This is a genomic window from Pseudomonas sp. MF09156, from assembly GCF_059862305.1.
This window is the reverse complement of the sequence record NZ_JCBCUR010000001.1, coordinates 1,163,571-1,177,283: the sequence shown is the minus strand read 5'-3', so window position 1 is coordinate 1,177,283 and position 13,713 is coordinate 1,163,571. Positions and strand designations below refer to the sequence as shown.

8 protein-coding genes are annotated in these 13,713 nt (G+C 64.0%); 3 read left to right on the top strand and 5 right to left on the bottom strand.

Going from position 1 to position 13,713, the window contains the following annotated elements:
* Positions 1 to 38: 38 nt before the first annotated feature.
* On the bottom strand, positions 39 to 1,427 hold the full coding sequence (locus AC19YY_RS05650; RefSeq protein ID WP_500603934.1) for an amidase: 1,389 nt from the start codon (positions 1,425 to 1,427) through the stop codon (positions 39 to 41).
* Between the two features lie 1,166 nt (positions 1,428 to 2,593).
* The gene (locus AC19YY_RS05645; RefSeq protein ID WP_500603946.1) at positions 2,594 to 3,988 is read right to left on the bottom strand and encodes an aminotransferase-like domain-containing protein; all 1,395 of its coding nucleotides are present in this window, start codon (positions 3,986 to 3,988) and stop codon (positions 2,594 to 2,596) included.
* A gap of 131 nt (positions 3,989 to 4,119) precedes the next feature.
* On the opposite strand from AC19YY_RS05645, the gene AC19YY_RS05640 reads away from it, so the two are divergent.
* Both AC19YY_RS05640 and AC19YY_RS05635 read left to right on the top strand, forming a co-directional pair.
* Entirely contained in the window at positions 4,120 to 4,755 is a 636-nt protein-coding gene (locus AC19YY_RS05640) for a LysE family translocator (RefSeq protein ID WP_169957171.1), read from the top strand.
* A gap of 118 nt (positions 4,756 to 4,873) precedes the next feature.
* Complete coding sequence (locus AC19YY_RS05635) at positions 4,874 to 5,932, top strand: diguanylate cyclase (protein ID WP_169957172.1); 1,059 nt, start codon at positions 4,874 to 4,876, stop codon at positions 5,930 to 5,932.
* A 61-nt stretch (positions 5,933 to 5,993) separates the two neighbouring features.
* Here the strand turns inward: AC19YY_RS05635 and AC19YY_RS05630 are convergent, their stop codons facing one another.
* Together AC19YY_RS05630 and AC19YY_RS05625 are read right to left on the bottom strand one after the other, a co-directional pair.
* Positions 5,994 to 9,056 carry an efflux RND transporter permease subunit gene (locus tag AC19YY_RS05630; protein ID WP_500603933.1) on the bottom strand — a complete coding sequence of 1,021 codons (3,063 nt, stop codon included), beginning with the start codon at positions 9,054 to 9,056 and terminating at the stop codon, positions 5,994 to 5,996.
* Positions 9,057 to 9,058: 2 nt separating this feature from the next.
* The gene (locus AC19YY_RS05625) at positions 9,059 to 10,171 is read right to left on the bottom strand and encodes an efflux RND transporter periplasmic adaptor subunit (RefSeq protein WP_500603932.1); all 1,113 of its coding nucleotides are present in this window, start codon (positions 10,169 to 10,171) and stop codon (positions 9,059 to 9,061) included.
* Between the two features lie 286 nt (positions 10,172 to 10,457).
* Here AC19YY_RS05625 and AC19YY_RS05620 point away from each other — a divergent pair, with 286 nt between their 5' ends.
* On the top strand, positions 10,458 to 12,398 hold the full coding sequence (locus AC19YY_RS05620) for a TonB-dependent receptor domain-containing protein (RefSeq protein WP_500603931.1): 1,941 nt from the start codon (positions 10,458 to 10,460) through the stop codon (positions 12,396 to 12,398).
* Here AC19YY_RS05620 and AC19YY_RS05615 read toward each other — a convergent pair.
* Complete coding sequence (locus tag AC19YY_RS05615; protein ID WP_500603945.1) at positions 12,395 to 13,711, bottom strand: ATP-binding protein; 1,317 nt, start codon at positions 13,709 to 13,711, stop codon at positions 12,395 to 12,397. The two genes, AC19YY_RS05620 and AC19YY_RS05615, sit on opposite strands and share 4 nt — an antisense overlap.
* Positions 13,712 to 13,713: the final 2 nt, after the last annotated feature.

Here is a 13,713-nt window from a genome sequence, read left to right as displayed (position 1 = left end):
CGGGCGTGTGGGTGGGCAGTTCAGTTACAGCGTCAAGGTCAGTTCGGGTTCGGCCATTGGTGGATTGCGCCACGCCAGCTCTCATAGGTTTTTGCGATTTGCAGCAGCCAGATATCGGCAAAGCGGGGGGCGATCATCTGCAGGCCGATGGGCATGCCATCGGCGGCGTAACCACAGTTGATCGACAGCGCCGGTTGCTCGCCCATGTTCCAGGGCACGGTGAACACGATGTGTTCGAACGGCAATTGCGGGTTATTGCTCGGCGATGGCCATTGGGCGGGGAACGCGTTGACCTGGTTGGTGGGCGACAGGATCAGGTCCAGGTCGCTGAAGGCCTGGGCGGCGCGGCGGCGCATCTCGAAGGTCTGGTTGAACCCCTGCACCGCCTGTACGCCGCTGATGTCGGCACCAGGGGCGGCCCAGTCGCGGATGTACGGCAAGACTTTATCGAACTGCTCGCTGCTCAAGGCCGACAAGTCGCCCCATTGCCGGGCGCGCCAGAACTGGTCGAGGCCGTCGAGCTGGGCGCGGTCCATGATCGGCGGGATCAGCGTGACCCTGGCGCCATGGGCTTCGAACAGGCGTGCGGCGTGCTCCACCGCCTCACACACGAAACCTTCCGGTTGCAGGCCGGCACCTGGCTCGAGCATCAGGCCGACCCGCAGGCCCTTGACCGACAGCGGCTGGTTGCTCCACTCGCTGGTGAGCGGCGGCAGGCTGGTGGCGTCGCGGGTATCGGGGCGGGCCAGGTGCTGCATCATCAAGACGCAGTCGTCCACCGTGCGGGTCATGGGCCCGGCGGTGCGGCCGGTGTAGTACGGGTCGATCGGGATGCGCCCCAGGGTCGGCTTGAACCCCACCAGGCCACACCAGGCGGCGGGCAGGCGCACCGAGCCACCGATATCGGTGCCGATATGCAACGGCCCGTAACCGGCGGCGGCCGCCGCGCCAGCCCCCGAGCTGGAACCGCCGGTGTTGTTGGCGGTGTTCCACGGGTTGCGGGTGATGCCATGGAAGCTCGACAAGCCGGAGGAGAGCATGCCGAAATCCGGGACAGTGGTCTTGGCCAGCACAATCGCCCCGGCTTCGCGCATCCGCGCGGCGGGCGGGGCGTCCCTGAGGGCCGGGGTCAGGCGGGTGGCGGCGCTGCCGAGGGGAATCGGCGTGCCTTCGGTGGCTATCAGTTCCTTGATGGTCACGGGCACACCATCAAGCACGCCGTTGGGCTGGCCTTTGTTCCAGCGCTCGGTGGCGGCCTGGGCTTGCCGGCGTACCTGCTGTGGATCGAAGGCGTACAGCGCGCGGATCTGCGGCTCCCAGCGGTCGATATGGCCCAGCAGGTGGTCGTAGTAGTCGATGGGGGAGAGCTGGCGGCTGGCGAACTGCGCCAGCAATTGCGTGGCCGTGAGGTCGTGAAGATCGGTCATTGAGCGCTTCCTGGTGATGGGCCCTGGGGCTCATGGCGGGTGGCTGTTGGACCCGACTATATAAACCCTGGGCAGCAGCGACCATCACATTCGAAGCGGTGCAGTGTTGCGTTTTTGTGTGCACTCAATTGTCACGACTCTGGGCGCCGGCAATCCCTAATACCAGTCAGTCAAGCGCACATCCCCTGTGGGAGCGGGCTTGCCCGCGATAGCGGCGGTTCAGCCACTATTTTTGGCGGCTGGTATACCGTCATCGCAGGCAAGCCAGCTCCCACCTTTGATTTGTGGTGTGGCCCAAACTACTGCCCCGACGCACATCCCCTGTGGGAGCGGGCTTGCTCGCGAAAGCGGCGGTTCGGCCACTGTTTTTGGCGGCTGGTATACCGCCATCGCAGGCAAGCCAGCTCCTACCTTTGATTTGTGGTGTGGCCCAAACTACTGCCCCGACGCACATCCCCTGTGGGAGCGGGCTTGCTCGCGAAAGCGGCGGTTCAGCCACTGTTTTTGGCGGCTGGTATACCGTCATCGCAGGCAAGCCAGCTCCTACCTTTGATTTGTGGTGTGGCCCAAGCTTCTGCCCCGACGCACATCCCCTGTGGGAGCGGGCTTGCTCGCGATAGCAGCGGTTCAGCCACTATTTTTGGCGGCTGGTATACCGTCATCGCAGGCAAGCCAGCTCCTACCTTTGATTTGTGGTGTGGCCCAAACTACTGCCCCGACGCACATCCCCTGTGGGAGCGGGCTTGCTCGCGAAAGCGGTGGTTCAGCCACTGTTTTTGGCGGCTGGTATACCGTCATCGCAGGCAAGCCAGCTCCTACCTTTGATTTGTGGTGTGGCCCAAGCTTCTGCCCCGACGCACATCCCCTGTGGGAGCGGGCTTGCCCGCGATAGCGGCGGTTCGGCCACTGTTTTTGGCGGCTGGTATACCGTCATCGCAGGCAAGCCAGCTCCTACCTTTGATTTGTGGTGTGGCCCAAGCTTTTGCCCCGACGCACATCCCCTGTGGGAGCGGGCTTGCTCGCGAAAGCGGTGGGTCAGTCAACATCAATGTTTGCTGGGCCGACGTCTTCGCGAGCAAGCCCGCTCCCACATTTGATCTTCACTGCGTTGAGCATTGCGTTCGCTTGACTGATCGGCATTACGGCAAGCCCGCTCCCACACTGGATCAGCGCAACAATTGCTCGATGGCTTTGCACACCCGTGGATCATCACAATGCGCCACATTGAAGCGCATAAAATCATGCAGCCCCGGCTCATACCCAAACAGTGCCCCCGGCGCCAACACCATGCCGCGCTTGAGCCCGGCCTCGGCCAGTTGCTCACCCTTGACCCCGGCCGGCAGGCGCGCCCAGATAAACATCCCCGCTTCATACCCCATGGGCAGCTCACAGCCACAGCGGCGCAACCACTGTTCCACCCGCGCACCGGCTTCCAGCAGGCGCTGGACCATGCGCTTGCGGTGCCGCGCATAGCTGCCTTCGCTGAGCAGGCGGTAGACCAGTTGCTCGAACAACTCCGAGGTCACGCCGCCGCTCATCAACTTCATGTTGGTCAGGTTGGCCGCCAATTGCGGCGCCGCCACCACATAGCTGACCCGGGTATTGGCGCTGAGGGTTTTCGAGAAGCCCGACAGATAGGTCACCTGCTCCAGCCCGGCGAGTGCCGCCAGGCGGGGCGGCGGGTTGGGGTGCAGGTCGCCGTAGAGGTCGTCCTCGATGATATGGCAGTGATACTGGCGCATCAGTTGCAGCAGCCCAAAGGCCTGGGCCGCGCTGAAGGAATGGCCGGTGGGGTTGTGCAGGATGCTGGTGGTCACATACAGGCTGGGCCGTTCCTCGCTGAGCAACTGCTCCAGGGCCGCCAGGTCGAAACCATCCGGGCCGCGCGGCAGTGTCACCACCTTGACCCCATGCAACGCCAGGTTGGCGTGGAAGTTGAAGTAGCACGGCGCATCCAGCAGCACCGTGTCACCGGGGCGGGCCAGCAGGCGCATCAACATGTCCAGGCCTTGCAGGGTACTGGGGGTGGTGATGATCTGTTCCACCGGCACCGCCAGCCCATCGCCCAGGAGTTTTTGTTGCAGGGCCTGGCGCAGCGGCAGGAAACCCGCCGGCGTGCCCATGCCGGAAACCCGCAGGGACGGGGCCCGTACCACACTGCGCAGGGCCTGGCGCATGGTCTCGGAATCGAGCCAGTCTTCGGGCAAGTGGCCGCCACCGGGGCGCAGTTCGCCCTGGCCGGTCAGCATCGGCCGGCGCAGCACACTGAGCAAATCCTGGGGCAGCAGGTCCACCCAGTTGCTGGACGATGGCTGCGTCTGGCGCTGGGCCACAAAGTGCCCGCGGCCCTGGCGCGAGGTCAGCAGGTGTTGGCCGCGCAGGCGGTCCAGGGCTTCATTGACGGTGAATTTTCCGACACCCAACTGTTGCCCCAACTCACGCACCGACGGCAGTTTGCTGCCAGCGGCCAATTCGCCTTGTTCGATGGCACGGGCGAACGCCTCGACGATCTGCTGGACCTTGGGGGCGCGCTCATGAAAGTGGATCTGCGGAAGGGCCATCGCGATGTCCTGAAGTTTGCCGGTCACTTTACCGGTAAAGCCTGCATGAATAACCGCCGAGTTTACCTGCCCGGCGCCGAATCTGCGCCCTAGACTGCGCAACATTCCTTGCCGCCGTGAAATTACCCACCATGGTCACTGCCCTTACGCTGTCTTCGTTCCTGTATTTCCTGGTGTTGTGCAGCACCCTGGCCTTCAGCCCCGGCCCCATGACCCTGCTGCTGCTGAGCCTGGGGCTCAAGGACGGCCTGCGCCACTCCTTGCCGGCACAGTTCGGGGCCAGTGTGTCGTACCTGATTTCGATCCTGATCTTTGCCGTGGGCTTTTCCGAGCTGATCAAGGGCTACCCGCTGATTACCCAGGGCATCCAACTGGTGGGCGTGGCTTACATTCTGTACCTGGCCTACAAACAGTGGACCAGCAGCGGCGTGCAGATCAACACCAGCGGGCAAGGGCCAGAGACGCCCCGTGGCCTGTTCGGCAAGGGCTTGCTGACCGGCCTGTCCAACCCCAAGGCGATCATTCTGTTCAGCGCGGTGTTCCCGCAGTTTGCCGCCGTGGGGCAGGACAGCGCCGCCGGCGACATCGCGATCCTCGGCCTGACCTTCCTGGTCCTGCAGTTCGCCAGCGGCTGCCTGTATTGCTACTTCGGCCAGCGCATCAAGCATGTGCTCGAGTCGCCGCGCAAGCGTGTGCTGTTGCAGAAGGTCACGGCGGTGTTGCTGCTGGCCGTGGCGATGTTACTGGCCCGTGGATTCTCCAGCTAGGCGCCTGGCGTCAAGGGTTTGGCAAGGTGATGGGCGCCTGGGATAACCCTCTGAGCGGTAGTGGCTATTTGCCGGTGCCCTGATAGACTTCCAGCATTCATCCAGGATCAGCCAGATCATGCCAGCCGCAGGAGGAAAAGGACTTCCGCTCGCCAGACGCCTGTACAAATCGCGGACCCTGGGGCTCACGCTCGGTTTCGTCTGTGTATTGGCCGGCATGTACCCGCTGGATCCGCCAGGCTGGGTCTGGGCCTGGATGCTGCTCAACGCCTTCGCCTGGCCGCACCTGGCCTACCAACTGGCACGCCGCGCCGAAAACTCCCTGCGCGCCGAACGCCGTCATCTATTGGTGGACTCGTTTTGTGGCGGCTTCTGGGTCGGTGCCATGCACTTCAACCCGCTGCCCAGCGTCACCACGCTGTCGATGATGACCATGAACAACGTCGCCATCGGTGGGCTGCGGTTCATGTTGATGGGCTGGGTGGCCCAGGCACTGGGCATCGGGGTGGCGCTGCTGCTGTTCGCCCCGGCCTATATCGCCCTGACCACGCCCGCCCAGCTTTACGCCTGCTTGCCGATCCTGATGCTCTATCCGCTGGCCCTGGGCTGGATCTGTTATCGCCAGGCCATCACGCTGGCCCGGCACAAGCGTGAACTACTGGCCCTGAGCCGCACCGACAGCCTGTCCGGCCTGCTCAACCACGGCGCCTGGAAAGACCATCTGGAAATCGAATTCGAACGCTGCCGGGGCGGCCAGCAGGGCGCTGCGATTGCCCTGATCGATATCGACCATTTCAAGATCATCAACGACACCTACGGTCACGTCACCGGCGACATCGTGCTGCGCCAACTGAGCAAGATCCTGCGCCAGAACCTGCGCGCCACCGACCTGGCCGGGCGCTACGGCGGCGACGAATTCTGCGTGATCCTGCCGGACATGCCCCTGGGCCACGCCACCGAAGTGATGGACGCACTACGCGACCGCTTCAGCTCCCTGGGCTACGCCCAGGATCCGACCTTGCGCGCCAGCCTGAGCATTGGCCTGGCGCCGTATCAAGCGTCCCACGGTGATGCGACCAGTTGGTTGAATGATGCCGACCAGGCGTTGTATGAGGCCAAGAGTAGCGGGCGCAATCGGGTGCGTTCGGTGCAGGGCGGGTGGGTGCGGTCGGTTTGAACTGCCGGAACTGAATCCGCGCTCAGTGCGCCAGCGGCGGTCCGCCCGCACCCAGGGGTTTTTATGATGTGTGCAGGGTTGTCGTGCGCCCCAATACCAAACTGCACAGCGCCGGCAAGAACAGCAGCGTCAATAACGTCCCCACCAACACCCCGCCAATCAGCACATACGCCAGGGACGACCAGAACACCGACAAGGTCAGCGGAATAAACGCCAACGCTGCCGCCAGCGCGGTCAAGATCACCGGCCGCGCGCGGCGTACGGTGGCTTCGACGATCGCTTCGCCACTCGCCATGCCCTGTTCCTGGTTCTGGCGGATCTGGTCGGTGAAGATCAGGGTGTTGCGCATCAGGATCCCGCCAATCCCGATCAGGCCCAGGATCGCATTGAAGCCAAATGGCTGGTTGAACAGCAGCAAGGTCGGCACCGCGCCGATCAAGCCCAGCGGGGCGGTGGCGAAGACCATCAACATCACGCCGAACGAGCGCACCTGGAACATGATCACCGTGAGGGTCAGCAGGATCATGATCGGGAACAGTGCCGCCAGGGCCACGTTGGCCTTGGCGCTTTCTTCCACCGGGCCGCCGATGTCCAGGCGATAGCCGGCCGGCAGTCGCGCGATCAGGGGTTGCAGGTCTTTGTAGACAGCCATTTCCACATCGGGCGGTTGCACGCCGTCGACGATGTCGGCGCGCACTTCGACGGTGCTCGCGCGGTTGCGACGCTTGAGGATCGGCTCTTCCATCACCGCCTGGAAATGCCCGACCTGGGCCAGGGGCACCGACACCCCGGCGCTGTTGGTCAGGGTCATGTTGTCGAGGTTGCCGAGGTCTTCACGCTGGCTGCCCTGGGCGCGGGCCACCACCGACACGGTGCGGTTGCCTTCGCGCACTTCAGTGATGGGGTTGCCGCTGAGCAGGGCGTTGAGCTGGGATTTCACTTCGTTGGGGGTGAAACCCAGCAGGCGCAGGCGATCCTGGTCCAGCACCAGGCGATAACCGCTGCTGCGCTCGCCCCAATCGAGGAACGCGTCCTTGGTCAGGCGGTTGGCGGCAACCACCTGGCGCACTTCCTCGGACAGGCTGCGCAACACGTTCACGTCGGGGCCAGACACGCGAAACACCACCGGGAAGGGCACCGGCGGGCCGAACAGCAATTGCGTGACCCGCACCCGCGCGGCGGGGAATTCGCCGCTGGCGATACGCTCGCGCATACGCAGTTTCAAGGCGTCCCGGGCATGGGCGTCGGGGGTTTGTACGATCAGCTTGGCGAACGCCGGGTCGGGTAACTCGGGGTTCAGCGACAGGAAAAACCGTGGAGCACCGCCGCCCACATAGGTATCGACCATGCGGGTCTGCGGCTCTTGCAGCAGCGCCTTTTCCAACTGCGCCGCCACCGCCTCGGTGCTTTTGAAGGCACTGCCCGGCGGCATATACACCTCCAGAATCAGCTCGGAGCGGTCGGAGTTGGGGAAGAACTGCTTCTTCACCACGCCCAGGCCCAAGCCGCACAGTACAAAGGCCGACACCACCAGCCCGGTCACCAGCCAGCGCCGGCGCACGCAGGTTTGCACCAGGTGGCGCAGTTTCTGGTACCAGGGGCCGGCGTAAATCGCGTCGTGGCCGCCGGGCACCGGTTTGATATTGGGCAGCAGCCTGACCCCCAGGTACGGGGTAAACACCACCGCCACCAACCAGGAGGCGATCAGGGCAAAACCGACGATCCAGAAGATATTGCCGGCATACTCGCCCGCGCCAGAACGGGCAAAACCCACCGGCAGAAAGCCGATGATCGTCACCAGGGTACCGGTCAGCATTGGTGCGGCGGTGGAGCTCCAGGCGAAGGTGGCAGCATGGATGCGGTCGAAACCTTCTTCGAGTTTGACCACCATCATCTCAATGGCAATGATCGCGTCGTCCACCAGCAGGCCCAGGGAAATGATCAGCGCACCGAGGGTGATGCGGTCAAATTCGCGGCCGGTCAGCAGCATGATCACAAACACCATGGACAGGGTCAGCGGCACGGCTGCCGCCACCACCAAACCGACACGAAAGCCCAGGGCCAGCAGGCTGATGACCATCACCACGGCCAGGGCGACGAAGAATTTGAGCATGAACTCATCGACCGCCAGGCTGATGTTTTTCGCCTGGTCGGAGACTTTTGCGAAGTTGACACCCAAGGGCAGGTCCGCCTGGATTTTGCCCTCCTGGGCCTTGAGGCTCTTGTCCAGGTCCAGGCCGTTCCAGTGTTTCTCCATGATGATGCCCAGCATCAAGGCCGGGTCGCCCTGGTGCCGGATGCGGTAGCTGGGCGGGTCTTCATAGCCACGGCTGACGGTGGCGACATCGGCGATGCGCAACACTTTGCCGTCCACCGGCAGCGGCACGTTCTCGATCAGCGCCAGGCTGTCGAAGGCGCCGTCTATACGGATATAGGCGCGGGGGCCGGCGGTTTCGACAAACCCCGACGGCGCCACGGCGTTTTGCGCGGCGAGGGCGGTGAAGATCTGCTCGGGCTTGATCCCCAGGGTTGCCAGGCGCTCATAGGAAAACTCGACAAACACCCGCTGCGCCTGTTCGCCGAGAATATTGACCTTCTTCACCCCTGGCAGCCTGAGGAAGTCCTGGCGCATCGTTTCGGCCATCTGCACCTGCTGGCGATGGGGCAGGTGTTCGGCTTCCAGGGCGTACAGGGCGAAGTACACATCGGAATATTCATCGTTGAAGAACGGCCCGATCACGCCCTTGGGCAGTTTGGCGGCCTCGTCGCTGAGTTTTTTGCGGGTCTGGTAGAACAGGTCCTGGATTTCATTGGGGCGCGTGGACTCGAGGAAGGTCATGCGCATCGACACAAACCCCGGTTGGGCGATGGTTTCCACACGATCGTAGTAGTCCAGTTCCTGTAGGCGCTTTTCCAGGCGGTCGGCCACTTGTTCCTGCATCTCCTGGGCCGTGGCACCGGGCCAGGCGGCGGTGATGGTCATGACCTTGACGGTGAACAGCGGGTCTTCGGCGCGCCCCAGCTTGGCGAAGGAAAAAATCCCCGCGGCGAGGATCGCCAGGATCAGGAACAACGTGACGGCGCGGTATTTGACCGCCAGGGCGGAAAGGTTGAGGCCATGCATGCTCAAGGTTCCTGGCGGCGATTGAGGGTCAGTGCCTGGGCGGGCAACAGGCGTACGCTGTCCCCTGGGTGCAGCAGGTGCGCACCGAGGGCGACGATCAGTTGGTCGGGGCTGACCCCGCCGCAAAGCAGGGCGTCTTCCTGGCCCAGGCTGGCCACCGTGACCGGGGCGAAGCTGACTTTGTCATCCGCGCCAATCAGCCACACGCCGGTTCCGTTACCCGCATCGTGCAGGGCGCCGATCGGCACGCGGGTGTGTGGCGGCTGGCCGTTGCCTTGCAGGCGCAGGGTGATGGTGGAACCGAGGGCGAAACGCTCAACCCTGCCGTGCAGCACATAGCGCGCGCGGTAGGTGCGGGTGACGGGATCGGCGCTGGCCGACAGTTCGCGCAGGGTTGCGTTGAGAGCCTGGTCCGGCGCGCCGAACGGCAGGGCCAGGGCTTTTTGCGAGGCGCGGTCGCGCAGGTTTTCCGGCAGATGGATGATCGCTTCCCGTGCGCCGTCGTGGGCCAGGCGCGCGACGATCTGCCCTTCGGCCACCACCTGCCCGCGTTCCACCCGCACATCGGTGATCACCCCGTCGCCATCGGCCCGCAGCACCGAGTAGGTGCGACGGTTTTCGATCTGGCTGGCATCCGACTGGGCGGCGGCGAGCTGCGCTTGAGCGACCTGCAGGTTAGTCGCGGCCTGGTCGAAAATCTGCCGTGATACCGCGCCGGTACTGGCCAGTCGTTGATAGCGGTTGGCGTCATCGCGGCGCTGGCGCAGTTGCGCCTGGGCGGCGTTGACGCGGTTTTTTGCCGAGCGCAGTGCCAGCTCGAAGTCGCCGATATCCAGGACCAGCAGGGTGTCGCCCCGGGACACATGCTGGCCGGGATCGACCTTGCGTTCGATCACCTTGCCGCTGACCCGAAAACCCAGGTCACTTTCGGTACGCGCCGCGACCACCCCGGTATAGGCATTCTGCTGGCTGGCGGCGGCTTCGACTTTGGCCGCCAGCACCGGGCGCGCAGGGGCTGCGTTGGCGCTGGGGTCGGCCTGGCTGTTGCAGCCGCTGAGCAGGATCAACAGCGCCAGGGGCGGGAAAAGGCGGTGAAGGGGAGGGCGTGGGCTCATTTCAGGCTCCTGGTGGCGCTGGGTGAATAAAATTACGTTCGTAATATTTGCAGAATATTACGACCGAAATATTATTTAAGCCAGCCCTCGATCAGGTTTTGTACGAGTCGGCTTGCCGGCGATCGCGGTGTATCAGTCGATAAATCCATTGGCGGGCCCGCCGCCATCGCTGGCAAGCCAGCGCCTACAAAAGCGCATGCGGGTGCAGTTGTCACACTTTGTCCAAGTTATCCGGGTGTAGATGATTACGATTCTCTTTTGAGATAAATCCTGAAGGTCTACGCCCATGCTTCCTGCTTTTCGTTTTGCGCCGCTGGCCCTGCTGGTGGCTGGCAGTCTCAACGCTCACGCCGATGAGCCTGCGTCACTGCAACTCAATGAGGTGGTGGTGACCGCCTCGGGCTTTGCACAGAATGTCGAAGACGCGCCGGCCTCGGTCACGGTGATCGATGGCGAGGCCTTGCGCCGCAAGTCGTACCGCGACCTGGGCGATGCGGTGCGGGATGTCGAGGGCGTCACGGTGAATGGCGGGGCCAATGAAACCGACATCTCGATCCGTGGCATGCCCGCCGACTACACGCTGATCATGGTCGACGGCAAACGCCAGAGCGCCCGGGAGTCGCGGGTCAATGGCAACAGTGGCTACGAGCAGAGCTTTGTGCCGCCGGCCGCCGCCATCGAGCGCATCGAAGTGGTGCGCGGGCCGATGTCGTCGCTGTACGGTTCCGATGCCATCGGTGGGGTGATCAACGTGATCACGCGCAAGGTGTCGCCGCAGTGGGGCGGCTCCGTTGGCTATGACTACTCGGCCCGCCAGCACAGCGACCAGGGCAATGCGCGCCAGACCCAGTTCTACCTCAGCGGCCCGCTCAAGGAGGACCTGCTCGGCTTGCAGGTGTGGGGCCGTTACCTCGACCGCCAGGCCGATGACGATATTGAGCAGACCAATGGCTTCAGTAAAGCCGATCACCGCGACCTCACCGCGCGCCTGGCCTTCACCCCGGGCATCGACCACGACATCCTTCTTGAAGCCGGCGCCACGCGCCTGAAAAACGGCGATGGGATCAGCGCCAACTGGGCCACCCGCGAGCAGGAAAACAACCGCGATCACTGGTCGCTGTCGCACCAGGGCCGCTGGGGCTGGGCCACCTCGGACATTGCCTTTGCCCAGGAAACTTCCACCCGCGAAGGCCGCGCCACGCCGGCCCAAACCGATATTTTCGGACGCAAGCCCGAGGTCAAGAACAGCGTGTTCGACGCCAAGTTGGTGGTGCCCACGGCCCATAACGTCAGCACCGTGGGCATGCAGTGGAACGAAAGCCAGCTGACCGACTGGAACCAGGGCCTGGGCGACCGTGTGGACTACGAGTTCTCGGTGGTGCAAAAAGCCCTGTTTGCCGAGAACGAATGGTCGGTCACCGATAGCTTCGCCCTGACCACCGGCCTGCGCCTGGATCATCACGAAGAATACGGTGCCCATGTCAGCCCACGGCTGTATGGGGTGTGGCGCGCCAGCGAGCAGTGGACGTTCAAGGGCGGCATCGCCCGTGGCTTCAAGGCCCCGGAGATCCGCGCGGTGGTGGCGGACTACGCCTACCTGCGGCGCAACCGTTTCGTGATGTTCGGCAACCCCGACCTCAAGCCGGAAACCAGCACCAACTACGAAATCTCGGCGCTGTGGAGCAACCGTGACGATCTGTCGGCGGGCGCGACCCTGTTCTACAACGACTTCCAGGACAAGCTGTCCACCGTCACCACCGACCAGCGCTGGAACGGCTACACCATCATGGAGCGGGTTAACGTCGACAAGGCGATCATCCAGGGCGTGGAGCTCAACGGCCAATGGGATATCAACCCCAGCGTGCTGCTCAAGGCCAACTACACCTACACCGATTCCGAACAGAAAACCGGTGCCAACGCTGGCGCGCCCCTGGCCTTGACCCCCAAGCAAAAGGCCAATGTGCGTAGCGAATGGAGTATCAACGACCGCGCCCAGGCCTGGGCTTCGTTGAGCTATTACGGTGAGGAAACCGGTAACACCATCACCAGTGAAAAACCGGCGCCGGGCTACACCACCGCCGACCTGGGCGGCTCCTTTGATGCGACCGAATCCCTGACCCTCAATGCCTCCCTCAATAACCTGGCCAACAAGCGCCTGGACGACGAGACCTACGGCACCGTGAACTACGGGCGCACCTTGTGGATGGGGGCCACGTTCAACTTCTAAGGCGCTGCAGGCAACCGCACCACCGCGCAGAGACCTGCCGGTGGGCGGTTCTCCAAGAGCAGTTCGCCGCCATGGGCCTGGATGCACGACCGTGCAATCGCCAGGCCCAACCCCAGGCCACCGCCGCTGGCGCCCAGCTGTACGAAGGGTTCGAACACCTTGTTCAGCCAGTCCTGGGGCAGGCCGGCGCCATGGTCGAGAATCTCCACGCACAGCACCCCCGTGTCCTCGTGCTTGAGGCTGATACAGGCATCGCCGCCATGTTTGACCGCGTTGTCGATCAGGTTGGCCAGGGCGCGCTTGAGCGCCAGCGGCCGGCAATCGAGCAGCAGCGGCGGGGCGCCCAGCCAGGTCACTGGTTGTTGCAGGCGCCGGTAACGCTTGGCCAGGTCATCCAGTAATGCGCTCAACGAGGTTCGGCGGGTGGCTTCCTGCACGGCGTCGTCGCGCACGAAGTTCAGGGTTTCGCGCACCATGGCGCTCAGCTCGCCGAGGCTGTCGAGCATGTCGTCCCGCTCAGGGCCTGGCTCCAGCAACTCAACCTGCAAGCGCAGTTCGGTGAGCGGGGTGTTGAGGTCGTGACTGATCGCCGCCAACATCCGCGTGCGCCCTTCGACATGCCGGGCCAGGTTGGCCTGCATGGTGTTGAAGGCGGTGGTCAAGTCACGGGCTTCCTGGGGGCCGCTCAAGGGCAGCGGTGCGATCCATTCGCCCCGGCTGACCCGTTCGGTGGCCTGGGCCAGGGTTTTCACCGGGCGCACCACCCGCGCGATGAAAAACATCACGATCAGCAGCACCGGCACCGTGGTCACCGGCAGGCTGTAGGCCAATACGCGGCCCCATTCATACGCCCCGGCGGGATGCTGCAGCGCATTCAGGTACTGGCCGTTCGGCAGGCCGATGCTGCTGCGCAACCGCAAGGGCGCCCAGCCGGCGGGGCTGAACACATGGGTGCGGGCGTTGGCGCCGCTGATGCGTTCCAACTGCATGCCGATGGGCACGTCTGGCGGCAGTTGCAGGTGTTGGCGCAGTTCGTTGGCCAGGCGCCGTTCTTCGGGGCGCAGTTCAAACGGCTCGACTTCGGCCCGGGGGGCGATCCAGAAACGTGCGTTCTCGGTGTTCATCGCGGCCAACAGGTGCGCCGGCTCTTCGCCGCCCAGGCCGGCGGCATGGTGTGCGATCACCAGGCGTTCCAGGCTGAAACTGCGCGACAGCGGGTGGATCAGGCTGCCGGTGCGTTGCAGGAACAGCATGGCGATGGCGTTGGAGGCCAGCAGCGCCAGCAGCAACAACAGGCTCAGTTGCTGCACCAGGG

Bases quoted from the DNA above. Each gene is read 5' to 3' on its own strand.
- AC19YY_RS05650 (WP_500603934.1), bottom strand. From the start codon at position 1,427: ATGACCGATCTTCACGACCTCACGGCCACGCAATTGCTGGCGCAGTTC.
- AC19YY_RS05645 (WP_500603946.1), bottom strand. From the start codon at position 3,988: ATGGCCCTTCCGCAGATCCACTTTCATGAGCGCGCCCCCAAGGTCCAG.
- AC19YY_RS05640 (WP_169957171.1), top strand. From the start codon at position 4,120: ATGGTCACTGCCCTTACGCTGTCTTCGTTCCTGTATTTCCTGGTGTTG.
- AC19YY_RS05635 (WP_169957172.1), top strand. From the start codon at position 4,874: ATGCCAGCCGCAGGAGGAAAAGGACTTCCGCTCGCCAGACGCCTGTAC.
- AC19YY_RS05630 (WP_500603933.1), bottom strand. From the start codon at position 9,056: ATGCATGGCCTCAACCTTTCCGCCCTGGCGGTCAAATACCGCGCCGTC.
- AC19YY_RS05625 (WP_500603932.1), bottom strand. From the start codon at position 10,171: ATGAGCCCACGCCCTCCCCTTCACCGCCTTTTCCCGCCCCTGGCGCTG.
- AC19YY_RS05620 (WP_500603931.1), top strand. From the start codon at position 10,458: ATGCTTCCTGCTTTTCGTTTTGCGCCGCTGGCCCTGCTGGTGGCTGGC.